The 26,814-nt window shown below is 62.3% G+C and carries 23 protein-coding genes and 1 pseudogene; 5 read left to right on the top strand and 19 right to left on the bottom strand.

The annotated features are described in order from the left end of the window. The 5 genes and pseudogenes from BM321_RS31100 to BM321_RS25830 all read right to left on the bottom strand — a co-directional run. Positions 1-118 (bottom strand): annotated as a pseudogene (locus BM321_RS31100) (IS110 family transposase); the annotation flags it as partial. 367 nt (positions 119-485) lie between these two features. Continuing rightward, positions 486-1,835, bottom strand: coding sequence for a TolC family outer membrane protein (locus BM321_RS25845; protein WP_092326283.1), 1,350 nt, complete (start codon positions 1,833-1,835; stop codon positions 486-488). 2 nt (positions 1,836-1,837) lie between these two features. Continuing rightward, on the bottom strand, positions 1,838-3,208 hold the full coding sequence (locus BM321_RS25840; RefSeq protein ID WP_092445639.1) for an HlyD family type I secretion periplasmic adaptor subunit: 1,371 nt from the start codon (positions 3,206-3,208) through the stop codon (positions 1,838-1,840). After that, on the bottom strand, positions 3,201-4,922 hold the full coding sequence (locus BM321_RS25835; protein WP_092445637.1) for a type I secretion system permease/ATPase: 1,722 nt from the start codon (positions 4,920-4,922) through the stop codon (positions 3,201-3,203). The genes BM321_RS25840 and BM321_RS25835 overlap by 8 nt, the downstream gene beginning before the upstream one ends. A 307-nt stretch (positions 4,923-5,229) precedes the next feature. Further along, positions 5,230-6,630, bottom strand: a complete 1,401-nt coding sequence (locus BM321_RS25830; protein ID WP_092445635.1) for an amino acid permease — start codon at positions 6,628-6,630, stop codon at positions 5,230-5,232. Between the two features lie 504 nt (positions 6,631-7,134). On the opposite strand from BM321_RS25830, the gene BM321_RS25825 reads away from it, so the two are divergent. Next, positions 7,135-7,746, top strand: a complete 612-nt coding sequence (locus BM321_RS25825) for a TetR/AcrR family transcriptional regulator (protein ID WP_072410139.1) — start codon at positions 7,135-7,137, stop codon at positions 7,744-7,746. A 51-nt stretch (positions 7,747-7,797) separates the two neighbouring features. Here the strand turns inward: BM321_RS25825 and BM321_RS25820 are convergent, their stop codons facing one another. The 3 genes from BM321_RS25820 to BM321_RS25810 all read right to left on the bottom strand — a co-directional run bounded on the left by BM321_RS25820 (position 7,798) and on the right by BM321_RS25810 (position 11,656). After that, positions 7,798-8,901: a polyamine ABC transporter substrate-binding protein gene (locus BM321_RS25820; RefSeq protein ID WP_092445633.1), complete on the bottom strand. Its 1,104-nt coding sequence runs from the start codon at positions 8,899-8,901 to the stop codon at positions 7,798-7,800. A gap of 39 nt (positions 8,902-8,940) precedes the next feature. Then, positions 8,941-10,278: an alginate export family protein gene (locus tag BM321_RS25815; protein WP_092445630.1), complete on the bottom strand. Its 1,338-nt coding sequence runs from the start codon at positions 10,276-10,278 to the stop codon at positions 8,941-8,943. 115 nt (positions 10,279-10,393) lie between these two features. Further along, positions 10,394-11,656, bottom strand: a complete 1,263-nt coding sequence (locus BM321_RS25810) for a serine hydrolase domain-containing protein (protein ID WP_092445628.1) — start codon at positions 11,654-11,656, stop codon at positions 10,394-10,396. 317 nt (positions 11,657-11,973) lie between these two features. Between BM321_RS25810 and BM321_RS25805 the strand changes: the two genes are divergently transcribed. Then, positions 11,974-13,077 (top strand): sigma-54 interaction domain-containing protein, encoded by a 1,104-nt coding sequence (locus BM321_RS25805; RefSeq protein WP_092326274.1) that lies wholly within the window; start codon positions 11,974-11,976, stop codon positions 13,075-13,077. Here the strand turns inward: BM321_RS25805 and BM321_RS25800 are convergent. The 8 genes from BM321_RS25800 to msuE all read right to left on the bottom strand — a co-directional run bounded on the left by BM321_RS25800 (position 13,069) and on the right by msuE (position 21,021). Then, positions 13,069-13,866 carry an ABC transporter ATP-binding protein gene (locus BM321_RS25800; protein WP_092445626.1) on the bottom strand — a complete coding sequence of 266 codons (798 nt, stop codon included), beginning with the start codon at positions 13,864-13,866 and terminating at the stop codon, positions 13,069-13,071. The genes BM321_RS25805 and BM321_RS25800 overlap by 9 nt on opposite strands. Positions 13,867-13,922: 56 nt before the next feature. Further along, the gene (locus BM321_RS25795) at positions 13,923-15,248 is read right to left on the bottom strand and encodes an ABC transporter substrate-binding protein (protein WP_060742660.1); all 1,326 of its coding nucleotides are present in this window, start codon (positions 15,246-15,248) and stop codon (positions 13,923-13,925) included. A gap of 72 nt (positions 15,249-15,320) precedes the next feature. After that, the gene (locus BM321_RS25790) at positions 15,321-16,388 is read right to left on the bottom strand and encodes a branched-chain amino acid ABC transporter permease (protein ID WP_092445624.1); all 1,068 of its coding nucleotides are present in this window, start codon (positions 16,386-16,388) and stop codon (positions 15,321-15,323) included. Between the two features lie 12 nt (positions 16,389-16,400). After that, positions 16,401-17,282 carry a branched-chain amino acid ABC transporter permease gene (locus BM321_RS25785; RefSeq protein ID WP_072410122.1) on the bottom strand — a complete coding sequence of 294 codons (882 nt, stop codon included), beginning with the start codon at positions 17,280-17,282 and terminating at the stop codon, positions 16,401-16,403. Between the two features lie 67 nt (positions 17,283-17,349). Beyond that, a complete protein-coding gene (locus BM321_RS25780; protein ID WP_092445622.1) occupies positions 17,350-18,132 on the bottom strand; it encodes an ABC transporter ATP-binding protein in 783 nt (260 codons plus the stop codon). A gap of 13 nt (positions 18,133-18,145) precedes the next feature. Beyond that, complete coding sequence (locus BM321_RS25775) at positions 18,146-19,306, bottom strand: AMP-binding protein (protein ID WP_092445620.1); 1,161 nt, start codon at positions 19,304-19,306, stop codon at positions 18,146-18,148. A 14-nt stretch (positions 19,307-19,320) separates the two neighbouring features. Further along, positions 19,321-20,418, bottom strand: coding sequence for a dimethylsulfone monooxygenase SfnG (gene sfnG, locus BM321_RS25770; RefSeq protein ID WP_092326265.1), 1,098 nt, complete (start codon positions 20,416-20,418; stop codon positions 19,321-19,323). Positions 20,419-20,457: 39 nt separating this feature from the next. Next, complete coding sequence (gene msuE / locus BM321_RS25765) at positions 20,458-21,021, bottom strand: FMN reductase (protein ID WP_092445618.1); 564 nt, start codon at positions 21,019-21,021, stop codon at positions 20,458-20,460. Positions 21,022-21,398: 377 nt separating this feature from the next. Between msuE and BM321_RS25760 the strand changes: the two genes are divergently transcribed. The 3 genes from BM321_RS25760 to BM321_RS25750 all read left to right on the top strand — a co-directional run bounded on the left by BM321_RS25760 (position 21,399) and on the right by BM321_RS25750 (position 24,100). Then, the gene (locus BM321_RS25760; RefSeq protein WP_092445616.1) at positions 21,399-22,643 is read left to right on the top strand and encodes an acyl-CoA dehydrogenase family protein; all 1,245 of its coding nucleotides are present in this window, start codon (positions 21,399-21,401) and stop codon (positions 22,641-22,643) included. A gap of 330 nt (positions 22,644-22,973) precedes the next feature. Next, positions 22,974-23,699, top strand: coding sequence for a CPBP family intramembrane glutamic endopeptidase (locus tag BM321_RS25755; RefSeq protein ID WP_256573482.1), 726 nt, complete (start codon positions 22,974-22,976; stop codon positions 23,697-23,699). A 23-nt stretch (positions 23,700-23,722) separates the two neighbouring features. Further along, a complete protein-coding gene (locus BM321_RS25750; protein ID WP_092445612.1) occupies positions 23,723-24,100 on the top strand; it encodes a hypothetical protein in 378 nt (125 codons plus the stop codon). A gap of 153 nt (positions 24,101-24,253) precedes the next feature. On the opposite strand, the gene BM321_RS25745 is transcribed toward BM321_RS25750, so the two are convergent. The 3 genes from BM321_RS25745 to BM321_RS25735 form a co-directional block, all read right to left on the bottom strand. Continuing rightward, positions 24,254-24,949: a tRNA (adenine(22)-N(1))-methyltransferase gene (locus BM321_RS25745; protein WP_092445610.1), complete on the bottom strand. Its 696-nt coding sequence runs from the start codon at positions 24,947-24,949 to the stop codon at positions 24,254-24,256. 15 nt (positions 24,950-24,964) lie between these two features. Beyond that, a complete protein-coding gene (locus BM321_RS25740; protein WP_092445609.1) occupies positions 24,965-25,891 on the bottom strand; it encodes a Gfo/Idh/MocA family protein in 927 nt (308 codons plus the stop codon). A gap of 118 nt (positions 25,892-26,009) precedes the next feature. Continuing rightward, the gene (locus BM321_RS25735; RefSeq protein WP_092445607.1) at positions 26,010-26,804 is read right to left on the bottom strand and encodes a DeoR/GlpR family DNA-binding transcription regulator; all 795 of its coding nucleotides are present in this window, start codon (positions 26,802-26,804) and stop codon (positions 26,010-26,012) included. Positions 26,805-26,814: the final 10 nt, after the last annotated feature.

Here is a 26,814-nt window from a genome sequence, read left to right as displayed (position 1 = left end):
CTGCCTTGGTGTTGGGGAGCGCTTCCAGTCGATCTGTTTGTGCGTGATAAATCACCAACTCATCTTTGGCGACATCAACACCCACGATCGGCTTTGCGACAGAAACCGGCATTGCCATTGAAAATCCTCCGGGCTAAGGTTTGAACACTTGAAGGGTTCACCCAGAGGCGCAGGCTTGTTCCTATCGTCGGTCTAGGCCAGATGCATTCTTTATCGGCGCTTGGGTGAAAGGAGGAGGGGTGAAATCTCCCACGGTCTGTACTGCGGCTAACAGTCAGAATCGAGCTTTGTCCCTCCTCCCCCCTTCAAGTCCTACCATACAAGCGAGCTTGCTCGCGATGACGGCAGCACATCCAGCATGGATGTTGACTGATCCACCGCTATCGCGAGCAAGCTCGCTCCCACAAGGGTCCTGCTGAGCCTGAAAACTTGAAGGCAAGCACAAGGCCTGGACAGCTTTTTGGCGAACTTGAACCCCGGGCTGTCTAGAACAAGCTTTGCACCTGTTCCAGCACCGCGCGGTTCATCTGACCAGTGTGAGTGTGCAGGCTCACATAGCTTTGCAGCATGTCGAGCTTGGTATTGAGCAGGTCCCGGCGGGCCTGGAACAGCCGCTGCTGCGCATCAAGAATATCCACCGTGGAACGCACGCCACCCTGGAAGCCTTTTTCCGTCGACGCCAGTGCTCGCTGGTTGGACTCTACCGCCCGCTGCATGGCCTTGCTCTTGGTGAACCCGGCGACGACGCCCAGGTAATCGGCCTCGATGTCCTCGGCCAGTTGTTGGCGCTGCACGTCGTAGTCGGACTGGGCGCCCGCCAGTTGTGCTTCGGCCTTGGCCACCGAGGCCCGTACCGCCCCGCCGCGATACAGCGGAATGTCCAACTGCACGCCCACGTAATAGGTGTCCTGGCGCGGGTCGAGTTCCTGGTATTGACGGGTTTCCCGGCGGGTCAATTGAGTGGTCAACGACAGGGTTGGGTAATGCCCGGCGCGTTGACTGTCGGCCTGGGCTTCGGCGACTTTCACCGCCGCCAGCCGGGCGGCCAGCTCGGGGCTGGCCTGGCGCGCAATCGCCGTCCAGTACGGCAAGTCCTGCTCCGGCGGGATCGGGCTACCGGCGGCCAGTTCTTCGCGCATCGGCAGGATGTCATCGATGGGCACGCTGGCCCGCCCGGACAAGGCTCGCAAGGCAGCCACGCGGCGCGCCTGGGCTTCAGCCTCCTGGGCTTGCACCAGGTCGAGCCGCGCCTGAGCCTCATCGATATCGGTGATCGCGCCCTGGCCACCCTCGTACAGTTTTTTGCTCTGGATGACCAAGCCATGGATGGCCGCCTTTTGCTGCTGGATCAGCTTGATCTCGTTCTCGGCCCGGGCGACGTCGAAATACCCCTTCGCCACCCGGTCATACAAGGTCTGACCGGCCACGTCGAACACCTGGATACCCAGTTGCCCCCGCGCCTTGCCTTCCTGGTACGCCGCCCAGCGGGCCTTGTCATAGAGCGGCTGTTGCGCCGCCAGGGTGACGTTGTTCGCCTGATAATCGTTGCTGTTGACGTAAGTGCTGTCGTCACCGCCGTCGGTACGTCCGCCGTAGCCGTAGCGCGAGGTCAGCGACACTTGCGGGTAGAGGCCACCACGGCCGATGTCCTCTTCATGGCGCGAAGCTTCAAAAGCGTGAGCCGCCGACTGCACGGTCGGATCGTTGAGGCGCGAGGCATCGTAGGCGGCGGTGAGGCTCAGGCCACCCTCGGCAGCCCACAGCGGATTGATCACCGCCCAACCGGTATACAGGCCCAGCAACACACGGCAACGGTAGCGACAACGGTCGACCATGCTCATTCCTCCTTGAAGGCTGCCAGCAAGCGTTCGCGCAAAGGCTTCATCAGGTAATTCATCAAGGTGCGTTCGCCGGTCACCACCGTGACATCGGCGAGCATGCCGGGGCGCACCAGCAGGCCGGCGCCCTGCAACGCGACGACGGTCTCGGCGGGAATCTCGACCTTGGCGGAGAAGTACGGTTGGTGCGTCTGCTCATTGATCAACTGATCCGCCGACACCGTCGTCACCGTGCCGGTGACCGTCGGTGTATCCACCCGTTGCAGCGCGGTGAAATGCACATGTACCGGCAGGCCCGGGCGCAGTTTGTTGGCCATCAGCGGCTCGAAACGAGCGGTGATCGCCATCGGCGCATCCAGCGGCACCACCTGCATCAGGGTCTGGCCGGCCTGCGCAACGCCGCCGACCGTATGAATGCTCACGTCCATGACCTGCCCGGCCACGGGCGCGCGGATCGCACCGTTGTCGACTTCAAACTGCAAGGCCCGGATCTGATCGGCATAACCGGCCGCCTCGGCCGAGACTTCGCTGAGCTGGGTTTCGGCATCGCGGCGGAACTCCTGCTGCGCTTGCAAGGCCTTGAGCCGGCTTTCGTTGATCGCCTGCCGGGTCCTGCCGACATCGCCCACCCCAGAAGCGATCTGCCCCGCCAACTGGGCCGCATTGCGCTCGGCCTCGAACAGTTTGTTGCGCGGAACGTAGCCTTCCCGGGCCAGGTCACGCAGGCCTTCAAGCTCTTGCTGCTGGAAGCGCATCTGCGCGTCGTAGTTGCGCTTGACGCCTTCGTAGCCAAGCAGTTGTTGCTGCAATGCCGCGGCTTCGTGCTCGATGATCTGCAAGCGGCTGCCCAGCTCCGCACGGCGGGTGATGAACAACTGGCTCTGCAACGCCATGGCCGCCTTGACCCGTGGCTCGTCGGCACGCGCCAGCAGCTCCGCGGGCCATTGGATTTCGGCGCTGCCCAGGCGCTCGGCAATCAAGCGCGCCTCGATGCTGCGATCATTGAGCAGCTTGCCCAGGGTCACGTCCAGTTGCGACTGCGCCTGCACCGTGTTGAGTTGCACGAGCAATTGCCCCTGGGTGACGCGGTCGCCATCGCTGACCAGCAGCTTTTCCACCACCCCGCCGACCAGCGACTGCACCGCCTTGCGCTCCCCCGCCACCACCACGGTGCCGCTGCCCACCACGCCCTGATCGAGTGGCGCCAGGCAGGCCCAAAGCAGGAAAGCACCCAGCGTCAGGACCAGGAACCCCACACCATAACGCGCCGCACGCCCGGCATCGGTCCTGGCGCTCGGCAGCGCCAGGGTGTTGCGCACGCTCAGCCCCTGCTCGCTATAAGCGTGTGTCTCTGGGATCAGATCACGCATCTTTGCCAGCCTCCCTGACCGTGGCCGGTCGCGGCCCCGGCATCAATGCCTTGAGCACTCGGTCCCGAGGGCCGAACGCCTGTTGAGTACCATCCTTGAGCACCAGGATGTGATCGACCACCGCCAGCACACTGGGCCGGTGAGTGATCAACACCACGGTGCTGCCGGCCGCCTTGAGCGCACTGATCGCCTGGACCAGCGCCGCCTCGCCGGCGTCATCGAGATTGGAGTTGGGTTCATCGAGCACGATCAGCGACGGCCGCCCATAGAGCGCGCGAGCCAGGCCCAGGCGTTGTTTTTGCCCACCGGACAAGCCAAGTCCGCCAGGGCCCAGCGGCGTGTCGTAGCCCTTGGGAAACCTCAGGATCATTTCGTGGATGCCGGCATGCCGTCCGGCGGCGATGATTTTGTCGGCGTCCTGCTCACCGAAACGGGCGATGTTGTCGGCGACCGTGCCGTCGAACAACTCGATGTCCTGGGGCAAGTAGCCAAGGTGCGGCCCCAGGGCGTCGTGGGACCACTGGCTGATCTCGGCATCGTCCAGGCGCACCGACCCGCCCATGGCCGGCCAGACCCCGACCAGGGCCCGGGCCAGCGTCGATTTGCCACTGGCGCTGGGCCCGACCACGGCCAGCACGTCGCCCTTGGCGAGGCTGAAATTGATCCCGCGCAGGATCGGCTGCGAAGCCCCCGGCGGGCCGACGTACAACTGTTCCAGGCGCACCGCGCCGCTGGGCGGTGGCAACGGCATGCGCAGGCGCTCACGCGGGTGCTGCGCCAGCAATTGGCTCAGGCGCTGATAGCTCTGGCGCCCGGCGTTGAATTGCTTCCACGAACCGATGGCGATTTCCACGGGCGCCAGGGCTCGCCCCAGCAACAGCGACATCGCAATCATCATGCCCGCCGACAGTTGGCCTTCGAGCACCAGCAAGGCCCCCAGCCCCAAGGCCAGGGACTGCCCGGAGATCCGCACGAAACGCGTCGCCGAAGTGATGCGCGCGCCGCGGTCGCTGGCATGGGCCTGGGCGGCAATGATGCGTTGCTGCAACAGGCTCCAACGCTGGCGCAACGGCCCGAGCATGCCCAGGGCCTGGATGACTTCAGCGTTGTGCAGCGTGCTGTTGACATAGATCGACGACTGCACCCCCAAGCGATTGGCTTCGCCCAGGCGCGTGCGCGTGGCCAGTTCGCCCCACAGCGCCAAGCCGATCAGCACCAGGGCGAGCACCAGCGTCAGCACGCCGAACCAGGGGTGAAAGATGAACGCCACCAGCAGGAAGATCGGCAGCCAGGGGGCGTCGAGCAACGCGATCAAACCTTGCCCGGTGATCAACTGGCGCAACGTCGCCAGGTCGCTGAGCACCTGCGCCGGGTTGGCGTTGTGTTCGCGCAGGCTGCGGGCGAAAGCCGCGTCGAAGACCCGCTCGCCCAAGGCATCGTCCAGCCCCGCGCTCATACGGATCATCACCTCACCGCGCACCCACTCGATCAAGGCACTGAACATGAACAGTCCCAGGGCCATCAAGGTGAGCATGAACAAGGTGGTTTCGTTGCGGCTGGTCAGGACCCGGTCGTAGACCTGCATCATGTACAGCGACGGCACCAGCACCAGCAGATTGATCACGCCACTGAACAACGCCAGCGCCCAGAACACCCGGCGGTAGCTCAGTAAGGCAGCATCGATGTCATGACGCGGATCGAGTAGAAACCCCATGGGAAATTGCCTGCAAAAGAAATTGTCGGTCTAGGACGCAATCCATCGCGAGGCTCTTTTCATCGAGAGAGCTCGAGAAAAAACTATCTAGCTGATGTGCCGATACCAGGGGCGATCCTCATCCCTACAGGCGCCAATTACTGACAACGCGACTGCGGGTTAGTGCCGGTTCGCCAGGCTGGATTTGCAAGTGGGTGACAGGCGGAAGGGCCGCGCTTCCAGACTGAGGTTTTTGCGTCTTGAATGGGCTGGAAAGGCGGTTTTGTTGACGCCAGTAACGTGGCGTCAACAGGGCAAAAACGCGGGACTAGCCGAGGGAGGCGACACGCTCAGGCTGGGGCGCATGCCGCGACGTCGCCAGACCGATGAAGGAAATGACCAGTGCCAGACCCAGGGTGGTGCTGACCTCGCTGCGGTGCTCGGGGGTGATCATCATGACCGCCAGCGCCGCCGAGATGAACACGATGACTAACCAGGTCAGCCAAGGGAACAGCCACATGCGAAAAGGCAGCTCGATGTTCTGCCGTTGCATCATTCGGCGCATGCGCAATTGCGAGATAGCGATCACCAGGTACACCAGCAAGGCGATGGCGCCGGAGCTGGCGAGCAGGAACTGAAACAAGCCGGCGGGCATGAAATAGCTGAACAAAGTCACACCCGCGCCCAACACGGTGCTGGCAATCACTGCGGACCGTGGCACGCCGGCCAAGGACGTGACCTTCAAGGCCTTTGGCGCATCGCCACGGCGCCCCAGGGAATACAACATCCGCGAGGCGATGTAGATCGAAGAATTCATGCAACTGGCCACGGCGATCAGCACCACCACGTCCACCAGGAATTTGGCGTGGGGAATGTTCATCAGTTCCAGAGCCCGCTGGTAGGAACCAACTGAAGCCAGGAGCGGATCGTTCCAAGGCACCACGGAAATGACCACGAAGATCGACAGCAGGTAGAACACACCGATACGCCAGATCACCGAACGGGTGGCCTTGGCGATGTTCTGCGCAGGGTTATCGGATTCGGCGGCAGCGATCGTCACCGCCTCCGTACCGATGAAGCTGAACATGATGGTGATGAACGCGCCCACCACCGCCGACAGGCCGTTGGGGGCGAACCCGCCATGCTCCTCCATCAACCGACTCAGGCCGCTGGCCTCGCGCTCGGGAATCCAGCCCATCAGCACCGCGAAACCCAGGGAGATGAAGCCGATGATCGCCACGACCTTGGCCATGGCGAACCAGAACTCGAACTCACCGTATTTCGACACGCTGAACAGATTCGTCACGGCCAGCAGCACGATCGACACCGAGGCAAACAGCCAGGCATCGACGGCGGGAAACCATTGGTTGAGTACATGACCGGCGGCCAACGCTTCGATGGGAATCACCAGCACCCAGAACCACCAGTAGAGCCAACCGATGGTGAAGCCTGCCCAGCGCCCGATGGACTGGTCGGCATAGGTGGAGAAGGAGCCGGTGTCCGGATTGGCGACGGCCATCTCGCCCAGCATGCGCATGACCAGGACCACCAACAGCCCGGAAAACAAATAGGCCAGCATGACGGCCGGGCCGGCGGCGGCAATGGCGTGGCCCGATCCCACGAACAGACCCGCGCCGATGATTCCGGCGATGGACAGCATGGTGACGTGACGAGGCTTGAAGCCCTGTGCCAGATGGCCGTTCGAGTCCTTGAAGCTGGGGCTGGTCATTTTCTTATTCTCTTGTGATCGAACATTGAGTCGCGCGCAGGGAAAGTCGGTGGTGCTGGTTTTCCCGCCCCTCCTGGAAGCGGCACCGTTTGGCTGTGTTGATCCACCTTGGGCGAACGTGCGCACTCGCGGTGAAAAGTCGCGCCACGTTACCTGCCTTCCCTCTCGAGTCAGCTACCTGAACGCGCCATCTCTGTGCCTGATTTCGCCACGTGGAGGCATGGCGTTTTGCCTCTTGCCAGGCGTCTGGACCGTGGCATTCAGCTAAGTCGTCGAGGAGCGGCAACGAAATAAACCCTTTAAAAACTTTACTGGGTTAAGTATTTTGCATGCCTATGCCCGGCCTGCCGCGAACCGCAAACCCTGTGGGAGCGAGCTTGCTCGCGATGGCGGTGTTTCAGTCGACTCGAATGCGGCTGATCCACTGCTATCGCGAGCAAGCTCGCTCCCACAGGATTGGTGTGCCAAGGCCTTCAACTTCTTCCTTACGACAAGGATCCTCCCGTGAGCGGACTGCGTGAACGTCAAAAAGCCGAACGCCGGCAAGCCATCAGCAAGGCGGCGGTCGAACTGTTCGAGCGCCAGGGTTTCCAGAACACCACCATCGAACAGATCGCCAGCCAGGCCGGCGTATCGGCTCCCACGGTGTTCAAGTACTTCGGCAACAAGCAGGAGATCATCCTGGAAATCCTGCACGACGCCGACCAGCGCGCGCTCACGGACACCCGCAGCCGGATGCCTGAAATCGAGGACCCGGTCCAAGCGCTGTGTTATCTGGAGCGGCTGTTGACCGGTTACGCACTGGAGGTCATGCACCCGAGCCTGTGGCGCGAGTTGCTGCCACTGATCCTGTTTGGTGGCGATAACGGGCTGCCCGAGGGGTATCGCGCCATGAACGATGCGCTCAGGGCCGAAATCAGTGGGCTGATCAGGGAATTGCAACAGGCCGGCAAATTACGCGCCGACCTGGACGTCGACCTCGCCGCGTTCCTGTTGAACGACTATTCGCACTTGCAGCTGTTCAGGCTGGTCAACCAGGAACAACCGGATATCGAGGCACACTCCACCCAGGTCCGGCGAATCACCGAATTGCTCTTCCTGGGCATGCGCGCCTGAGGGAGGCCCCCACTGGTACGAACCCGGCGCCGCAGCGCCGGGTCACGCTGATCAGTGATGGGTCTTGATGCCGATCCAGGTGCGGGTGCGGATCCGCTCCACGGCGGCCGGCACCGGCTCCAGGGCGAACAGGGTCTTGCGCGCCTCGTCCGGCACATACATGGCGGGGTTGTTGCGAATGTCGGCATTGACCAACGCCGTGGCGTCCTTGTTCGGGTTGGGGTAACCGATCTTGTTACTGATTCGTGCGATGACATCCGGACGCAAGATGTAATTGATGAACGCATAGGCTTCCTTGGCATGAGGGGCGTTGGCGGGGACCATCATCACGTCCGACCACATCGGCGCACCTTCCTTGGGCAGCACCATCTCCACCTTGACCCCCTTCCCTGCGTCTTCGGCCAGTCGCTTGGCCAGGGCCACCCCACCGGACCAACCCACCCCTACGCAGATCTCACCGTTGGCCAGGTCCATGCCATAGCGTGACGAATTGAAGTAGGTGATGTAAGGCCGGACCTTGAGCATGGCCGCCTGCGCCTTTGCGTAGTCCTCACGTTTCTGGCTGTTGGGGTCCAGCCCTTCGTAATGCAAGGCAATGGGCACGATCTCGTTGGCGGCGTCCAGCAGACCGACGCCACAACTGGCCAGCTTGGCCATGTTCTCTTCCTTGAAAAGGATGTCCCAGGTGTTCATCTGCACATCGGCACCCAATACCTGGCGCACCTTGTCGACGTTGTAGCCGATCAGGGTCGTGCCCCACAGGTACGGCGCTGCATAGCGGTTGCCCGGATCGCCCACCGCCTCCAGGGACTTCATGAACTCGGGGTCCAGGCGCTGCCAGTTCGGCAACTGGCTGCGGTCCAGGGGTTCGACGGCGCCGGCGGCAATCAGGTGACTGACGTTGGTGCTGCTCGGGTAGACCACGTCATACCCGGAGTTGCCGGTCAGCAGCTTGGACTCCAATGTCTCGACACTGTCGAAGACGTCATAGATGGGACGGATGCCGGTTTCCTCTTCGAAACTCTTGAGGATTTCAGGCGGCAGGTACTCGATCCAGTTGTAGATCCGCACCGTCCGCTCTTCGGCCAGGCTCGCGCCACTGACCAGCATCGAAACGACAGCGCCCAGCAAGGTGTTGCGCAAAAGCATGTTCATGATCAAACACTCCAGCGCGGCCGCGAAGGCTCGCGGCACTTAATAGCGGTAGGTGAAGTAGAGTTCCAGCGCGCTGAATTTCCGGTCGTCGCCGAAGACCTGTTTGGCCGCCGCCATGGGTTTGACCCAGTTATACGACAGCGAGGTGGACAACGCTTTCGACGGCGCCCAATCCAGGAAGACGACACTCTCGTCGGCAAAACGCCGGTCGCTGACGGCGGTGCCCATGTAGTTTTTTTCGTCGAGCCAGAACTGGTAGTGGATCGCACCGAGGGTGAGGGTTTCGTTGAGGTGGGTCTTGAGGGAGAACTGCTGGACGTTTTCGTTGCTGTTGAACATCAGGTAGTTGCCGACGACATCGCCGATCAGCCAGGTGCTCCAGTCGACGAAGCCCTTGCTCAACGGATCCCAGGCTTTCTGTCGGTTGTCGGTGAGGTTGTCGTCGCCGGAAAAACTCGCATAACGGTAGCCGATCACCGGGGTCAACGGCAGCGTGCTGAAGGTGTAGTCCGCCTGGCCGTACCAGGCCTTGGCGTCGTAGTCCACGCCTTCGCCGCTACCCCGTTCCAGGGCATATTCGGCATTGAGGGTCAGGTCCGGGATAGCCGGAAGCCTGGCGTTCAAGGCCCTGACGTTATACACCAACATGCCATCACGGCGACGCGGCAAGGTACTGCCCTTGGGCCCCATGGCCTTGACCTTCAATGCGGTGGCGCCCAGCGTCACCTGGTCGTCGAGGTTGTAGTCCAGGTTCACGCCACTCATGCGGAAGTCCCCCAGGTCGCTGTCCGTCCCCAGGCTGAAGCCCTGGACTTTCAATGCGCCATGATCCCAGGCGACCACCGCCGAATCCTTGAAGGCGGTGCGCGGGGCGAGCCAATAGGCGCCGTCGTTCAACTGGTCGAGGTTGCCATCCATCACGATGAAACCGTTGCCGATCATGTAGTTCTGGCGACCGCCCGTGACCGTCCATTCCCCGGCGCGGAAACCGCCATAGAACTCTTCGGTCGACACCTTGCCGTCGGAACTGCGGGTGAAGCCACCGGCATCGCCATCACCGAAGGTGGTTGCCCCCACCAGGGAGCCGCCGGCCAGCAGGCTGAAATCCGGCTGCACGGCATACTCCAACTTGACGCCCGGCTTGACGTAGAACTCCTGCCAATCGATTTTCGTGCCGCGATTCTTGCCGCTGCGCATGTCCACCACGCCGCCGCCAAAATTGACGTTGCGGGTGGACAGGACCGCGCCACCGGCCGTTAAGTTGACCTCGCCCTTGAGGTTGCCCTCCTCGAAGGTGTAGCCCGCCCAGGCAGCCTGGGCGGTCAAGGGTAACCCGAGCACGAGGAACGTTCGGGACAAACGCATCATGGAAACCATATGGAGCTCCTGTTGATTATTGTTGTTACAGGGCAGTGAATGGCGGCGCAAACCCGCGCCAACACCTGGCTGGGCCGGGTGAGCGGAACGAAACTCTTGTGGTTATCGGATGAAGTCAGGGCGTCAGTTGCGCCGCGATGGCACGCAGCATGCGCACGCTGTCGCCGTCGAAGGGGCTGACGGCGTCGCCCAGGGACGACTGCTTGACGATCACCACGCCGGACGGTTTGTCGATGAACAGGTATTGGCCATGGATGCCACCGGCCATGAGCGCCTGGCTGTGGTCGTTGAAGACATACCACTGGCTGCGATAGGACGCGCCAGGGGTCCAGCTCGAAAAGTCGGCGCAGGCGGCATAGATGGCGGGGTCGGCTCCAGCGGCGATACCGGCGAGCGCCTCGGCCGAGACCAGCTGCCTCCCCTGCAGGCGGCCATCGTTGGCCAGCAGGCGGCCGAAGCGCGCCATGTCACGCAAGGTCGCGCTGAACCCGGCACCGGCCACGCTGCGGCCCCAGGGATCCGCCAGGAAGTAGCCGTCACGCTCACAGCCCAACTGGCCCCAGACCTCCTGCAGCAACTGATGACAGGCCTTGCCAGACGCCCGCTCCATGACCCAGGCCAGCGCCTCGGTGGTGGCCGTCACGTAATGGAAAAAACCGCCGTGATTGCCGTGTTTTCTCAATGACGGCAAGTACTGGTACAGGGATTCGAACGTCGTGTACTGCACTGGCGCCGGCTGGAAACCGCAGGCGTAGCCGTATTGGGAACTCTCTGAGTCCGGGTCCTCATAGACCTCGCTGTAATCGACGGCCACGGCCATGTCGAACAGCTGGCGCACGGTCGCATCGCCGAACGCGCTGCCCGTCAGTTCCGGTACGTAATGGGCGGCCGTCAGCGTCGGGTCCAACAGACCTTCGCAAACCAGTTGCTCGCCCAGGGCGCCGATCAGCGACTTGGTCACCGAAAACATGATGTGCCGGTCCTGGGGGCACTGGCCATTGAAGTAGCGCTCGAACAGCACGGTGTCGCCCTTGAGGACCAGAAACCCATCGGTCTGGCTGGCGATCAGGTGGTCGATCACGCTGATGCTCAAGCCACACTCGCTGTCGAAGTGCAGCTCATCCAGCGGCTGGAGTGCCTGCTTGAACGCGCTGACCGGCCCGGTGCCGGCCCGCACATCGATGGAAGGACGCAAGCGCGCCAGGTTGCGGAAACCCCACTGGCTGTAGGGCGGGCTCATCCAGTTGTGCCAGGTGACGCGGCGCTGGGGTTCGGCGGGAAAGCCTTGCATGAGCGAAGGCGCCAGGCGTGCGTCGGAGGGCGATTCGTGAGTCTCGACGTAGAGACTGGCCAGTGAAGGCACGGTGTTCTGATTCATTGGGTTGCCCCTGCGAAATGACTCTGCGTGAAAGCAGATGCAGAAGAATAATTACTCGATGTAATTTTTTAGTCAATAAAACTTTTTACCGACATTGCTTGCCGATCTGAATGTCCTGACCCGCCGTGCCCGTGGGAGCAGGCCTGGCTCTTACCGTCGGCCCAGTCCTAAGCAAATAACTTAAAGTTATTTATTATCGTTTTTTTAGATCATTTAGATTAAGTCTTAAGCCCAATGGCTTCCTGCGGTGATGCCATCAAGGAGCGTTGGCGCTCACCCACCTTCCGTCACGGCAATCTCATTAACGGGCCACCGTCATGCAGCTTCTAACGCTACCTCCCTCCCCCGGCCTGGCCACCTCGATTCGTGCCACGGCCCAGGTTTTCGAAGACCCCACCTCCCGGGCCTTGCTGGAACACTTGCAACAAGTAGCGCCCAGTGATGCCAGCGTGTTGATCATCGGCCAGACCGGCACCGGCAAGGAACTGGTGGCGCGCCACGTGCACAACCTCAGCGCCCGTCGCCACAAGCCGTTCGTTGCGGTCAACTGCGGGGCGTTTTCCGAGACCCTGGTGGAGGCCGAGCTGTTTGGCCATGAAAAAGGCGCCTTTACCGGCGCATTGACGGCCAAGGCCGGCTGGTTCGAGGAAGCCGATGGCGGCACCCTGTTCCTCGATGAAATCGGTGATTTGCCGCTGCCGATCCAGGTCAAGTTGCTCCGGGTATTGCAGGAGCGCGAAGTGGTTCGACTCGGTTCGCGCAAGAGCATCAAGATCGATGTGCGTGTATTGGCGGCCACCAACGTACAGCTGGAAAAGGCCATCAATGCCGGGCACTTTCGCGAAGACCTCTATTACCGCCTGAACGTGGTCAGCCTGGCGCTCAAGCCGCTGCGCGAACGTCCCGGCGACATCCTGCCGCTGATACGCCACTTCATCGCGCAGTACAGCCACAGGCTCGGTCACGGCGAGGTGACGCTGGATGCTCAGGCGCAACGCAAGTTGCTCGACTATTCCTGGCCGGGGAACATCCGCGAACTGGAAAACGTCATCCACCACACGCTGCTGATTTGCCGCGACAAAGTGATTGGTGTGCAGGACCTGCACCTGTCGAACTTTCGTATCGAGCGCCAGGACAACCCACCGCCAGCAGCCCCGCAAAGTGCGGAGGAACTCTTGCAGAAAGCCTTCGAGAAACTGCTCGAGCAGGAGCATGGCGATGTGTATGAAAAGGTAGAGGCCGAGTTGTTACGCACCGCCTACCGATACGCCAATTGCAATCAGGTCCACACCGCCAGCCTGCTGGGCCTGAGTCGCAACGTCACCCGCACGTTGCTGATCAGGATTGGCGAACTGGTGGTCAACAAACGCCGTCCCACGCTCAGCACGCGGGACGGTCAGGTGGTCAATCTTTCAACTTGATCGCGGCCCGACGCTCAAGGGCGCCTCAGCCCTCGCCCCGGCCCGCGCACCCAGGTAGAAGTCCTGGAGATCGCTGCGGGCCGCCAGTTGTTCGGCGCTGCCTTCGCTGACCACCCGACCGCTTTCCAACACATAGCCATGGTGGGCGTAACGCAGGGCGACATTGATGTTCTGCTCGGCGATCAAGAAGCTCACACCATCACGCTGATTGAGTTGCCGGACGATCTCGAAGATTTCCTCGACGATCTGCGGCGCCAGGCCCATCGACGGTTCGTCCAGCAAGACCAGTTGCGGCCTGGCCATCAGCGCGCGGCCTATCGCGATCATCTGTTGCTCGCCGCCCGAGGTGTAGCCGGCCAGGCTTTTGCGCCGCAGTTTCAGCCGGGGGAAATGGCCATAGACTAATTCCAGGTCAGCCAGCAATTGGCGCCGCGGCACCTGGCGCGCCAGGGCACCGGCCAGCAGGTTTTCCTCCACGGTCAACTGGGCAAAGCAATGCCGACCTTCCAGCACTTGCACCAGGCCGCTCGCCGCCAAGGTGTGAGACGCGCTGCGGGTCACGTCTTGCCCCTGGTAGACAATCCGCCCCCGCACCACCTCGCCCCGTTCGGCGCGCACCAGGTTGGAGGCCGCTTTCAGCGTGGTGCTTTTACCCGCGCCGTTGGCGCCCAGCAGCACCACGACCTGCCCTTTTTCCACCTCCAGCGACACACTGCGCACCGCCAGGATGGTCTGTTCGTAGAGCACTTCAATATCGTCGATCTGCAGGATCGGCACGTTCGTCGCCATGCTGTTTCGCCTTTTCAGACAGCGACCGGACGCGTGCGCCCGGTTGCCGCGATGCCTCAGGATTCCTTGCTGCAATCACGCGGGGTAATGCCTTTTTCCCGGGCGTACTGGTGCGAAGACGCTTCGATGATCGGCCGCAACAGGGCGCGGTCGGCCTGCACCCAGTCACTGATCAGCTTCCACTGGGTACCGTCCCATTGCTGGAAACGCACCGCACCACCGCCTTCATGGTCCGAGCAGGACAATTGCAACGGCTGCACCAGGCCCAACGCCCCCAGTTCCTTGAGCCGGGCGTCGTCTAGCTTGAGGTTCTCGAAGCCCCAACGCACCTGCTCACCCGTCAGGGGTTGCTTGCCGAATTTCTGCTGGGCAATGCGCAGCGCTTCTACGTTGAGGATGCCGTTGACCACACCGAGGTTGTAGTACACGGTGCCGAACCGCTTGGGATCGGCCAGGTCGCCATGGCCGGCGTCGACCACTTGCTGCTTGATGCCCTGCAACACCGGGAAATCAGTACCTGAAGGGTGCGTGGTGATGGCGATGAAGCCCTTGGCCGCGGCACCGGCCGGCGCGGCATCATCTTCGGAGTTGCTCCAGATGTTGCCGATGATGTGGTCGGCCGGGAAACCGACTTTCTGCGCGGTTTTCAGCGCCACCGGGTTCATCACCCCCCAACCGCGCAGGATCACCCAATCGGGTTTTTCCCGGCGGATATTCAGCCACTGCGACTGCTGCTCGTTGCCTGGGTGCGGCACCTCCAGCAAGGTCAACGCAAAACCGTATTTGTCGGCCAGGGTTTGCAGGACCTCATTGGTTTCCTTGCCATAGGGCGAACCGTGATACAGGGTGACGATCTTCAAGCCCTTGAGCTTGTCCAACCCGCCGGCGCGCTGGCCGATGTAATTGATGATCGCCGAGACCTCGGAATACGGGTTCAACTGCAACGGGAAAACGTAGGGGAACACGCTGCCATCGGTGGAATCCGTGCGCCCGTGGTTGATGGTGATCAGCGGCAGTTTGTCGGCCGTCGAGCGCTCCAGCGTGGCGTAGGCGATGCCCACCGACAGCGGATTGGTGGCAGCCGCCGGCGCGCCGTTCAAGCCTTTCTTCAGGCGTTCGTAGCACTCCACGCCTTTCTCGACCACGTATTCGGTCTCGCACTCGCTCCAGGTCAACTTGACGCCGTTCACGCCGCCATTGGCGTTGACGTACTTGAGGTAGTCGATGAAGCCGCCGAAAAAACCGGTGCCACCGGCTGCATACGGGCCGACGCGATAGCTTTGCAGCGGGAAGTATTGCTCGTTGTCCGCCTGGACGGTAAACGCCGCGGCGGTGAGGCTCAGGGCCAGTGCCAGGCTGCTGGCGAATGATCGTTTGAACATCGAATTTTCCTTGTTATGAAGCCATGGATAAGCCAACAAAATGGAACTGCAAACCCGCGTTGTGCGGTTCGCTCAGTAGCGCAACGGCCACAGCCGTGCGCGCTGGCGAAATCTCTGCCAGAGGCGCGCAAGGCCCTCTGGCTCCTTGATCAGGAACAGGATGATCAGGGCGCCGAATATCATCTTCTGCAGGTTCTCCACCTGGCCGGCGTCCACCAGCCCGCCGGGCAGCAGCGACACCAGGTTCGAAAGCAACACCGGAAACAGCACGATGAAAGCCGCGCCGAGGAAGTTGCCCAGCAGGCTGCCGAGGCCGCCGATAATGATGATGAACAGGATCTGGAACGAGCGGTTCAGATCGAAGCCGTGGGGCTCCACGGTGCCCAGGTAAGCGAAGGCCCACAGGGCACCGGCCACGCCGAGGAAAAATCCACTGATGGCGAACGCCAGCAGCTTGGTCTTCGCCAGGGGAATACCGATGATCGCAGCGGCGGTGTCCATGTCGCGCACCGCCATCCAGTTGCGCCCCAACTCACTGCGCACCAGGTTCTTGCCCAGCCAGAACAGCGCTACCACCACGCTCAGGGTCAACAGATAGCGGCCGGCCGGCGCGTCGAGGTTCACCCCGAAGACCTCCAGGCGCGGCGCACTGATCACGCCCGAGGCGCTGTTGTTGGAAAACCAGCTGAACCGGGTCAGCGCCCAGGTCACGAAGAATTGCGCCGCCAGGGTCGAGACCAGCAGGTAGAAGCCTTTGATGCGCAGGCTCGGCAAGCCGAACAGCACCGCCACCAGCGCCGCCGTCAACCCGCCCAGGGCGATACTGACCAACAACGGCAAGCCGGCGACCCGTATTTCAAGGTTGTAGGTGGCGAAGGCTCCCACCGCCATGAACGCCGCCGAACCGAGGGACAGTTGCCCGGTATAACCGGTGAGCAAATTGAGCCCCAACCCGGCCAGGGACAGCACCAGGAACGGAATCAGGATCGCGCTGAACCAGTAGTCGTTGCCCAGCCAGGGCACCACGACGAAGGCGAACAGCAGCAAGGCGGCCAGCCCGTGACGGTCCTGGCGCAGGGCGAAGACCCGGCGGTCCTGGGCATAGCGGGTGTTGAACTGGCCTGCTTCTCGATAAAACATGAGTGTTCCCCCCTAAACCCGTTCGATGGCCCGTTCGCCAAACAACCCCGCCGGACGCACCAGCAGAAACAACAGCGCCAGCACGTAGGGAAACCAGTTCTCGATGCCACTGCCGATGAAGGGCCCGAGGTAAACCTCCGCCAGCTTCTCCGAAGCCCCGATGATCAGGCCACCGACAATCGCCCCGCTGATGGAGGTGAACCCACCGATGATCAGCACCGGCAAGGCCTTGAGCACCACCAGCGAAAGCGAGAACTGCACGCCCAGGCGCGCGCCCCAGAGCAGGCCGGCGACCAGCCCGACAAACCCCGCCACTGCCCACACCACCACCCAGACCCGCTGCAAACGAATGCCCACGGCCAACGCCGCCAGCGGGTCATCGGCCACCGCCCGCAACGACAATCCGAGCCGGGTCTTGTTGAACAGCCAGGACAACAGCAGTACCAGGAACGCCGCGGTCACTGCGGCAAAAATGTCGAACTGCGACAACAACATCCCGCCCAACTCCAGCGGCTCATCGCTGATACCCAGTTCCAGGCCATGCACCTGGGCGCCCCACAGTGCCTGGGCGAAGCCTTCGATGACGTAGGACAGCCCGAGGGTGGCCATGAACAGCGTGATCGGCGAACGGTTGACCAAGGGCCGCAACACCACCCGCTCCACCGCCACCGCGATCAGCACCATGGCCGCCAGGCTGATGACGAACGCCAGCCAGAACGGCACACCGCGCTCCACCAGGCTGACGAAGGTCAGCGCCGAGAACAGCACCATCGCGCCCTGGGCAAAATTGAACACCCCGGAGGCCTTGTAGATCAGCACGAAACCGATGGCCACCAAGGCGTACATTACCCCCGCCAACAACCCGCCAATCAATACTTCAAAGAAAAATTCCATCGCCGCTCCTATTCTGCGGACGCAACTGGCCTGCCCTCCCTGGCGGGAAGGCGTCGAATATCCGGTATCAGTGGCGAGTGCCCAGGTAGGCCGAAATGACCTCGGGGTTCTGCCGTACATCTTCAGGTGAGCCGTCGCCGATCTTGCGACCGTAATCGAGCACCACCACGTGGTCGCTGATGTCCATGACCACGCCGATATCGTGCTCGATCAACACCACCGTCGTGCCCAGCTCACGGTTGATGTCGACGATAAAGCGGCTCATCTGCTGCTTCTCGTCGGCGTTCATTCCGGCCATGGGCTCGTCCAGCAGCAACAGCCGAGGCTCCGCCGCCAGCGCGCGGGCCAGTTCCACCCGTTTCTGCAAGCCATAGGGCAGCGTGCCCACCAGGACGTCGCGCCAAGGCTGCAAATGCAGGAACGCGATGACGCGCTCGGCCGCTTCGCGCTGACGGTCATCCTCAGCCCGGGCGCGACCGATGCGCAGCGCCTGTTCGATCCAGGTGCTGCGGCGCTTGAGGTTGCGTCCGGTGAGCACGTTGTCGAGCACGCTCATACCTTTGAACAGCGCGATGTTCTGGAATGTCCGGGCAATGCCGCGGACCGCCACGTCGTGGGGACGCATCCGGCGCCGCTCCTGTCGATCAAAACGGATGTGCCCGTCCTGGGCCTGGTACACGCCGCTGATGACGTTCAGCAGCGAACTCTTGCCGGCGCCGTTGGGGCCGATCAAGGCACAGATTTCACCGGCGACGACGCGAAAGCTGATGTCCGTGACTGCTTTGACGCCTTTGAATGACAGCGAAATATGGTCCAGCTCCAGCAAATGCGTGATGGCCGTCTGGGTCATGGGGCGTTTCCTCTCAGGCCAGTTGCGACTGGAGGCCCGTCCAGTCATCGGTGGTGCGCTGCACCAGGTTCGGCGGCGCTTGCCAGTGGGCCCCGTCGTCCCACTGGCGGACCTTGATACCCAATGCCAGGAAAAAAGCCTGGGTTTCGGGCGGCAAGGCATCGCCCACCAGCAGCGGTGCGCGGGTCCGGGAAAACCCCAGCACGTCGCGCAACGGCCGGCGCACCAGCCAGTCCCCCAGATGCCGTTGCAACAGCCCCGGCTGCGCTGCCAACGCCCAGTCCACCAGCCGGCGCGACCCACTGCCCGGCTCCGGCAAACGTTCCAGCGCATAGCGGTGCACACGCTCGTAGGTTTCCCGCGTCCCGGCCACCAGCGTCGGGCCCAGCTCGCGACGGTCGCGATCACGGGTCGCCAGGTTCTCAGGGAAGTTCAGGCGAAAACCGGCCATCAACCAGGGCGCCAGCAAATAGCGAGCTTGCCCGCCCGAGGCGAACGCCCGTGCGGCCAGCGCCTCTTCCTGCCGGCCCAGCCCTTCGCGCGCCAACAACCGCTGCCCCTCCTGCAACAGTTCGGCGTGGCTGACGCGTTGCTCCTCCATCGCCCGTCCACTTCCGCGAGAAAAGACAAAGGCCGTTTGCAGTGCTTGCCCTCGCGGGGCCAGGTCAACGATTGGCCGCTCGGCAGCCAACGCGGCGTAATCCAGCGCTTGCGCAAATGGCAGCGAATCCGACAGGCCACGCTTGTCGAGGTAGACCCACACCCCCACGGCCACCTGCGCCGCACGCAGACGTAGCATTTCTTCCACGCCTTCGACCAAGACGAAACCCGGCTGCAGCGTGGCGAGCCGTTGCACCTGTTCGGCCGCCGTCTCCAGCGGGTCGAACAGACTCGCCACGCCGCCCAGCCATTGCGCGGCCAAGGCGGCAAGCAGTGCCTGCGGCCTGGGTCGACTGATGATCGTCAGGGTCGCGCCCGCCGCAAAACCACGGGTTTGCAGGGCACTGGCGAAACGGCGCACCTCGTCGGCCACGTGCGCCCAGGTCCGCTCCTGCCAGACACCCAGGTGCTTGTGGCGCAGCGCGACGTCCGTGCCATGCTCCAGCGCCTGGCGCTGCAACCACTGGGGCAAGCTGGCCGGGACCGCGTCGGGGGTGTCGATGAACGTGCCCATGCTGCCTCCCGCGCCTAAGCGACCGCCGCCGTTTTGGCTGCCACTTTGCGTTGCTCCAGCTCACGCACCAGCGGCAGGACCTTACGACCGAAATACTCGACTTCTTCCTGGAAGTGCAGGAAACCGGCGAGCACCAGATCCACACCCACGGCCTTGAGCTCGACGATGCGTTCGGCGATCTGCTGCGGCGTGCCGATCAGGTTGGTCTTGAAGCCATCGTTGTATTGCACCAGGTCCTCGAAGCTGGACTTGGCCCAGTTGCCCTCGCCTTCCGGGCTGGACTTGCCGGCCTGCTTCGCCGCATCGCCAAAGGCATTGACGGCCTCGGGATCGGCCTGGTCGATGATCTGGGCGAGGACCGCACGCGCCTCTTCTTCGGTGTCGCGGGCAATGACAAAGGCGTTAACGCCGACCTTGACCTTGTGGTTGTTGGCCGCGGCTTTCGCCTGGAGGTCATCGATCTGCGCCTTGACGCCTTCCACGGTATTGCCGTTGGTGAAGTACCAGTCCGATACCCGGGCGGCCATGTCCCGAGCCGCGCGTGAGCTGCCGCCCTGGAAGATCTCCGGGTGCTGCTGCAGTGGTTTTGGCTTGAGGGTGTAGTCGTGGAAACGATAGAAATCACCGCGCAAGGTGAAGTTGTCGGTGGTCCAAATGCCCTTGAGCGCGGTGATGAACTCTTCGGAACGGCGATAGCGCTCATCGTGCTCCAGCCACGGCTCGCCAATGGCCGTGAACTCGCCCTTGAACCAGCCCGACACGATGTTGACCGCCACGCGGCCGCCGGTCAGGTGGTCGATGGTTGCGATCTGCTTGGCCAACACCGATGGCGTCCACGGCCCCGGCAACACTGCGGCGATGACTTTCAGGCGCGTGGTAGCGGCCAGCAAAGCATGACTGAACGCGACGGACTCGTGCTGGTATTCAGCCCCATAGCCGGCGGTAAAGCGCACTTGGGACAGGGCGTAGTCGAAGCCGGCCGCTTCAGCGATCTGGGCCAGCTTGCGGTTGTAGTCGATGCCCCAGTCGGTGCGTTGTTCGATTTTGCTGACCACCAGACCGCCACTGACGTTGGGCACCCAGTAGGCAAATTTGATCGTGTCCTGGCTCATTGCATGTACTCCACGGCTCGTTGTGAAAGGAAAAAAGGATCAGGCAGCACTGGCGTCACGCCGGACGCCCGGGACCAGGCTCAGCAACGCCGACTCGACGGCGCGCTCGATACGCTCCAGCACCTGTGCACTGGAGATCTGGTATTGGCTGAAATCGGTTTCGCTGGCATAGACCCCCACTGGCAGGCTGAGGGCCTGGAAGAAGCCGAACAGGGGCCGCAACTGGTGATCGATCATCAAGGCATGGCGATCCGAGCCACCTGTCGCGGCCAACAGTACCGGTACGTTCTTGAGGGCTTCGTGATGAACAAAATCGAACAGGTGCTTGAACAGGCCGGTGTACGAGGCTCGGTACACCGGGCTGGCGGCGATCAACAGATCGGCCGATTCAATGGCATGCAGATCCTCTTGCACGGCAGCCGGCAACGCCTCGCGACGCAACACCCCGGCGAACTGTGGACCGACCTTGGCCAATTCGATCAAGCGCACCTCGATCGGCAGCTGCTGCCCGAGCCGGTCCACCAACGCCTGGAGCAGTGCCAGGGTGCGTGACGGGTGCTGCACGCTGCCTGACACCGCCACCACTTTGAATTGCTTGCTCATCGCTTACCCCATGCCTGGAGACGCCACCTCAGCGTCTGCACAAGGTGTAGAGCAGCAACCGTGCCAGTTCAATATTCCCTTATTAATCAAATAATTACATCAAAAACCCAATCACTGCACTGTCGCCCGACGGGCAAGCTGTTGGTCCGCTGTTGCCTGGCCAACACCTGGCCTGTCGATATCCGTCGTGGCAACTGTTTCCCGGCAGACAGTTGCGCAACAGATTGTCCGTGGCCAGGACAGCCCTTGCGCCAAGGAATGCCGTATAAGCCCCGCATTTACGGGCGTTGGGCCTCGGGCATGGACTGTGCAATGGCCTTTGGCACCGGCAGATTTTTCCCCTGCCCGCCGACTCGCCACCCAGAAGGAATATCAACATGACCGCACAGCAACACCACCTGCCGCCGATCCTTTCCACGGGCACCGACTATGAGTCCCTGGCCGAACGCTTCCGGCCGATCTTTGCACGCATCCAGGCCGGCGCCCTGGAGCGTGAGCAGACGCGCAGCCTGCCTTTTGAACAGGTGAAGTGGCTGAAGGAAGCAGGCTTTGGCGCCGTCCGCGTACCGGTCGAATATGGCGGCGCCGGGGCTTCGTTGCCGCAGCTCTTGCAATTACTGATCGAACTGGCTGAAGCCGATTCCAACCTGCCCCAGGCCTTGCGCGGGCACTTCGCATTCGTCGAGGACCGTCTCAACGCCCACGCCAGTAGCCCACAGGACATCTGGTTCAAGCGCTTTGTCGAGGGTGAGTTGGTGGGCAATGCCTGGACGGAAGTCGGCGCGGTGAAAATCGGTGAAGTCGGCACCCGGGTTTCCCGCCAGGATGATCAGTGGGTCGTCAACGGCACCAAGTACTACAGCACCGGCAGTATCTTCGCCGACTGGATTGACGTGTATGCCCAGCGCGACGACAACGGCGCCGACGTGATTGCCGCCGTCCGCGTGCACCAGCCGGGCGTCAAGCAAAGCGATGATTGGGACGGCTTCGGCCAACGCACCACCGGCAGCGGGACATCGCTGTTCGAGAATGCGTTGGTCGAGGCGCAAAACCTCATCGACTTCTCTACCCGCTTCAAATACCAGACCGCATTTTATCAACTGGTGTTGCTGGCTGTGCTGACCGGTGCCGGCCGCGCTGCGGTTCATGACATCACCGAGCAAGTGCGCAAACGCACACGGGTCTTCAGCACCGGCAATGCCAGCGAAGTGAGCCAGGACGTGCAAGTACAACAAGTGGTCGGCAGGGCATCGGCCCAAGTCTATGCCGCCGAAGCCACCACCCTGCGCGCCGCGAGCGCCTCCCAACGCGCTTACGAAAGTCGCTTCAGCCAGGACGCCGAAATCGAGCACACCGCCAACATCGCCGCCGAACTGGAGTCGGCCCAGGCCCAGGTGGTGATTTCCGACCTGGTGTTGCGCGCCACCAGCGACCTGTTCAATGCCCTCGGTGCTTCGGCCACCAGCACCAGCAAGGCCCTCGACCGTCACTGGCGCAATGCCCGCACCGCTGCCTCGCATAATCCGTTGATCTACAAGGAGCGCATCATCGGTGATTGGGAAATCAACGGTACGGAACCGCCGTATGTCTGGCAGATTGGCGGGGGCTCGAAGCAGCTGTGAGCAGGTAGCTCTTGGCCAGACCGCGTGGCTTGTTCGCGATAGCGGTGATTCAGCTACAGGGATGTTGAGCTGGCGAGCCTCATCGCGAGCAAGCTCGCTCCCACAGGGGTTCTGGGTTGAACATGAATTTCGTGTCCACTGGAGATCGAGTGTGGGAGCGAGCCTGCTCGCGATGGCGGTGGTGCAGTTGCATGGATGCCTGTTCCTTACGCCACACGTTCGACGTAGTGGGATGCCAATTGCCTACCTCTCCACAAAGCCAACAGGAACCCATCCCAGACGAGCAAAACACTGGCATCATGCCTTTTTCCTTGCACTCATGGAGTGACTGTGACGAATCTAAGTGCCGCCCCTGAGTTTGCAACCGCCTCCACTTTATCGCCCTACCGTTTCTTTCCCCGGCTCGGGATGTTGGTGCTGGCCACTGTGGTCGTCTTCCTGGCCGCGATGCCCGAGGTTCTTTTCGTACCCGCGGACATGCAGGCCTATCTGATGTTCACGACCACCTCGGGGATCACCGCGCTCGTTCTCTTCGCTCTCTTCGCCTTGCAATACCGCGCCGATTCACGCATGCAGTGGCGCGGCCATACCATTGGCAAACCCTTGCGGAGGGGGGCGATCGGCATTGTCGGGGCCTACCTGCTTTTCGGGGCCGCCGTCTTCGTGTTCGGGTTGCCACGTGAGGTGTTCATGGCCGAGCTTCTGGACGGGCTCAACCGTTGGCAGGCCACGATCAAGATTGCCTCGCTGATCGTGCTGCCGCCCATCGCCGAAGAACTGTTCTTCCGCCATTACATGCTCCGGCTGTTTCCCTACGAAAATAGCCGTGCCTGGACATGGATCGCGATCATCGTGACGTCGGCCGTCTTCGCCGGTATGCACATCCAGTACGGGAACTGGATGACGATCGTGCTGATCTTCGCCTGTGGAGGCGTGTTCGCCGTCGCCAGGGTGGTCAGCGGTGGCCTGCTGGTGCCGGTGCTCCTGCATTCGCTGACCGAGATTGTCGCATTGAGCGCCGACGAGTCTTTCTCACTGATGGGGCTTTACGGTTGAACCAGCAGTCCAGGCCAGCGGCCATGAACATTCACGCAGCATGCCTCGCACTGCTTGCCTTGACGCTCCCCCTCCTGTGCGAGCCCGTCCAGGCCTCGACATGGCAGATCTGCCAGATGGAGCTGCGTATCGTCGAGGTCCTGAAACGCCCTTATCCGCAGCTTCAGGCGCAGGTCGTGAAAGTCCGGCCGAGGTCCTCCTCGGTGGAGTGTCCGCTGCAAGGTTCGTCGCTCACCTTTACGCCAGAAACCCCGGACTACCAAGCCACGCTCCCCCGCCGACAATGGCCCGGCAAAGGGCAGTCGGTACGGGTGGACTACCGCTACCTGGATGGTGTCTGTAAAGGCGACGGTAACTCATATGCATGTCGTATCAAGCACTACCCCCTGATGGGTCGCTAGTCGGGCAGCCGGAGAAGATGGCATTTCTCGCATCAGTGAAGTCACTGATGGCCTCATCGCGAGCAAGCTCGCTCCCACAAAAGAAACTTGCGCAACGCCCTGTGGGAGCGAGCTTGCTCGCGATGACGTCGACACATCCAACCTCGATGCAACTCAAGCCAGCAGCGCACTGATCCACCGGACCTGCCGGGCAATGTCCTGCAGCTTCTCTTCGGGCACGGCTTGCCGTGCCTTGGCGAAGCTGGCAAGGGTCTTTTGTTTCTGGCGCAGCAGGCGTTGCCACTTGGCCAGGAAGGCCGGGGTTCGCGCTTGCATCTGCAGCGGGCCGAAGTACAGCTCCTCGGCGGTGTACGTCACTGGCCCGGCACGCTCGGCGACGATGATCTCGTAGTAGAAGCGGTTTTCCCGCAGCACTTCCTCGCAAAGGATGCGGTAGTCGTTTTCCATCAGCCATTGGCGCAGCGGTTGTTCGCCGCCGTTGGGTTGCAGAATCAGCCGCTCGTGCCCGCTCAGCCGTGCTTTGCCGCTGTCCAGGATGTCGCGGATCGTCTCGCCGCCCATGCCGCAGAGGCTGATCGCCGTAATCCCATCTTCCGGCTCGATTGCCGCCAGGCCATTGGCCAGGCGCACACTGATCCGTTGCTCCAGGCCATTCTCGCCCACGGTGCGTTCGGCGGCACGCAACGGTGTCAACGCCACCTCGCCGGCCACCGCTGTCGCAATGACGCCACGGCGCAACAAGGCCACCGGCAGGTAAGCGTGATCCGAGCCGATATCGGCCAGGTGCGCACCCGCTGGCATATGCGCCGCCACGCGCTCCAGGCGCATGGACAATGTCTGTTCGTTCAACTGCAGTTCCCTGGGTTAATCGTAGAACGGCTCGACCGCCGTCCGACTGCCGACAAAGAAGCTGTCGGCGACCAACCGCAGTGGCTGCAGGTCCATGTCGCTGGCCTTGTCGTTGATCAGTTGCTGAAAATGTCGATACACCGCCGCGTACTCGCCCTCCTCGGAGACGGCCTGGCGCACGCCGTCGATGCTCAACAGCGCACCGCCGTTGTCCAGGCGCAGGACGCCTTCGGCGCAGCGAATCTCGATGCTCCAGAGCTCGTCATGGCCATGGTCGAAATTGAACTCCGCCCGGATATCGAGGTGGCGCGCATCGGCCATCTTGATGCTGGCGGCAATCGGCGACTGGCAGTTGTCCGGCACACGCAACTCGGCAGCCTCCACGAACAACGGCAGCGCCAACAGATGAGTCGCAATCGACAACGCGTTGATGCCGGGATCGAAGACACCCAGGCCGCCGGGTTGCCAGATCCACGCCTGGCCGGGGTGCCACTTGCGCACGTCTTCTTTCCAATCGATCTGCACGCTGTGCAAGGTGCGACCGGCCAGCCAGTCACGGGCGGCTGCGATGCCAGGGGCGTAACGGGAATGCCAGGCAAACAGGCCGCTGACGCCTTGCTCGCGAACCTGCTCCACCAAGGCCATGGCTTCACCCAACGTGGCGCACGGCGGCTTTTCCACCAGAACGTGTTTACCGGCCGCCAGCGCCTGTTGCACCAGGGCAAATCGACCTTGCGGCGGTGTGCAAAACGCAATCGCATCGACGTGCGGGCCGTTTTCGAGCAGCTCGCCCAGGGATCGGAAGTTCTCCACCCCGGCGCAGGGCTGCCCTTGCGTGGCGATCGCCACCAGTTGGAACGCGGGGTTGGCGTGGATGGCTGGAACGTGTTGATCCTGGGCAATCTTGCCGTAGCCCACCAGGCCGAGACGAATCGGTTGCATCGATAACTCCTGATTTTTTGTACTTGTGATGGGGCAGCAAACTAGACGCAAATCGCCTGGCGGACAATGGGGACTGCGCAGTATCTACCCGATTGCCCTGCCCTGCGCCGCAAAGGCATCAGCTACGCCGTTGCTCACGGACACCTGTCACGACGTTGGTCACCCGGCCGTAGAAGGGCTCCAGCCGCTCACGTGGCGCATCGTGCTCCACCACCAGGGCGGCGACCTCCTCACAAGAAACCACCTGATAATGAGCAACGCTGGACAGCTTTTCATTGGTCACCGCAGTAATCACTTGCCCACTCGCCACCACCACTGCGCGCTTGAACTCTGCGTCCTCCAGGCCGAATGCCGTGACCCCATTGTCTGGATCGATGGCGCAGGCACCCAGAAAACACACGTCAAAACTGAACTGGCGCAATTGCTCCACTGCCGTCAGCCCGATCACACCACCCGCGATTGGATTCAAGCGCCCCCCCAGGAGAATGACTTCAGCACGGGGCAGTTTCATCAGCTGAACCGCAATCAATGGCGAATTGGTGGAGAGGGTCAACTGAAGGCTCGGATCAATGGCGCCAGCAATCGCCAAGTTGGTCGACCCGGCATCGATGAACACGTGCTGGCCCGCGCGCAGCAATGCAGCGGCCGCTTGGCCGAGGCTGCCCTTGCGTACCGGGTCTTTACGCACGCGTACATCCAGCGACCCTTCGGCAGCCGGCACAAGTATCGCGCCGCCATAAACACGCTTGCATAACCCCGCCGCTGCCAATACCCCCAGGTCACGCCGGATCGAGTGTTCGGACACATTGAATTCGCTGGCCAGGTCAGCCGCGATCACCCGGCCATACCGGGCGAGACGCTGGCTGATCAATTGCTGGCGTTCACCGGGGAACGCTTCGTGGGGAGAAGTCATGACGTACAAC

This window comes from Pseudomonas sp. NFIX10, assembly GCF_900111955.1.
GTDB lineage: Bacteria > Pseudomonadota > Gammaproteobacteria > Pseudomonadales > Pseudomonadaceae > Aquipseudomonas > Aquipseudomonas fluorescens_AA.
The sequence above is the reverse complement of the archived record's forward strand: the minus strand, read 5'-3'. Positions and strand labels throughout refer to the sequence as shown.

What these genes read in the sequence shown, in the direction of transcription:
- BM321_RS25845 (WP_092326283.1), bottom strand. Translation starts at nt 1,835, where the DNA reads ATGGTCGACCGTTGTCGCTACCGTTGCCGTGTGTTGCTGGGCCTGTAT.
- BM321_RS25740 (WP_092445609.1), bottom strand. Translation starts at nt 25,891, where the DNA reads ATGCAACCGATTCGTCTCGGCCTGGTGGGCTACGGCAAGATTGCCCAG.
- BM321_RS25735 (WP_092445607.1), bottom strand. Translation starts at nt 26,804, where the DNA reads ATGACTTCTCCCCACGAAGCGTTCCCCGGTGAACGCCAGCAATTGATC.
- BM321_RS25820 (WP_092445633.1), bottom strand. Translation starts at nt 8,901, where the DNA reads ATGAACATGCTTTTGCGCAACACCTTGCTGGGCGCTGTCGTTTCGATG.
- BM321_RS25800 (WP_092445626.1), bottom strand. Translation starts at nt 13,866, where the DNA reads ATGGCGACGAACGTGCCGATCCTGCAGATCGACGATATTGAAGTGCTC.
- BM321_RS25760 (WP_092445616.1), top strand. Translation starts at nt 21,399, where the DNA reads ATGACCGCACAGCAACACCACCTGCCGCCGATCCTTTCCACGGGCACC.
- BM321_RS25790 (WP_092445624.1), bottom strand. Translation starts at nt 16,388, where the DNA reads ATGTTTTATCGAGAAGCAGGCCAGTTCAACACCCGCTATGCCCAGGAC.
- msuE (WP_092445618.1), bottom strand. Translation starts at nt 21,021, where the DNA reads ATGAGCAAGCAATTCAAAGTGGTGGCGGTGTCAGGCAGCGTGCAGCAC.
- BM321_RS25750 (WP_092445612.1), top strand. Translation starts at nt 23,723, where the DNA reads ATGAACATTCACGCAGCATGCCTCGCACTGCTTGCCTTGACGCTCCCC.
- BM321_RS25805 (WP_092326274.1), top strand. Translation starts at nt 11,974, where the DNA reads ATGCAGCTTCTAACGCTACCTCCCTCCCCCGGCCTGGCCACCTCGATT.
- BM321_RS25840 (WP_092445639.1), bottom strand. Translation starts at nt 3,208, where the DNA reads ATGCGTGATCTGATCCCAGAGACACACGCTTATAGCGAGCAGGGGCTG.
- BM321_RS25835 (WP_092445637.1), bottom strand. Translation starts at nt 4,922, where the DNA reads ATGGGGTTTCTACTCGATCCGCGTCATGACATCGATGCTGCCTTACTG.
- BM321_RS25795 (WP_060742660.1), bottom strand. Translation starts at nt 15,248, where the DNA reads ATGTTCAAACGATCATTCGCCAGCAGCCTGGCACTGGCCCTGAGCCTC.
- sfnG (WP_092326265.1), bottom strand. Translation starts at nt 20,418, where the DNA reads ATGAGCCAGGACACGATCAAATTTGCCTACTGGGTGCCCAACGTCAGT.
- BM321_RS25780 (WP_092445622.1), bottom strand. Translation starts at nt 18,132, where the DNA reads ATGACCCAGACGGCCATCACGCATTTGCTGGAGCTGGACCATATTTCG.
- BM321_RS25815 (WP_092445630.1), bottom strand. Translation starts at nt 10,278, where the DNA reads ATGGTTTCCATGATGCGTTTGTCCCGAACGTTCCTCGTGCTCGGGTTA.
- BM321_RS25775 (WP_092445620.1), bottom strand. Translation starts at nt 19,306, where the DNA reads ATGGGCACGTTCATCGACACCCCCGACGCGGTCCCGGCCAGCTTGCCC.
- BM321_RS25810 (WP_092445628.1), bottom strand. Translation starts at nt 11,656, where the DNA reads ATGAATCAGAACACCGTGCCTTCACTGGCCAGTCTCTACGTCGAGACT.
- BM321_RS25830 (WP_092445635.1), bottom strand. Translation starts at nt 6,630, where the DNA reads ATGACCAGCCCCAGCTTCAAGGACTCGAACGGCCATCTGGCACAGGGC.
- BM321_RS25785 (WP_072410122.1), bottom strand. Translation starts at nt 17,282, where the DNA reads ATGGAATTTTTCTTTGAAGTATTGATTGGCGGGTTGTTGGCGGGGGTA.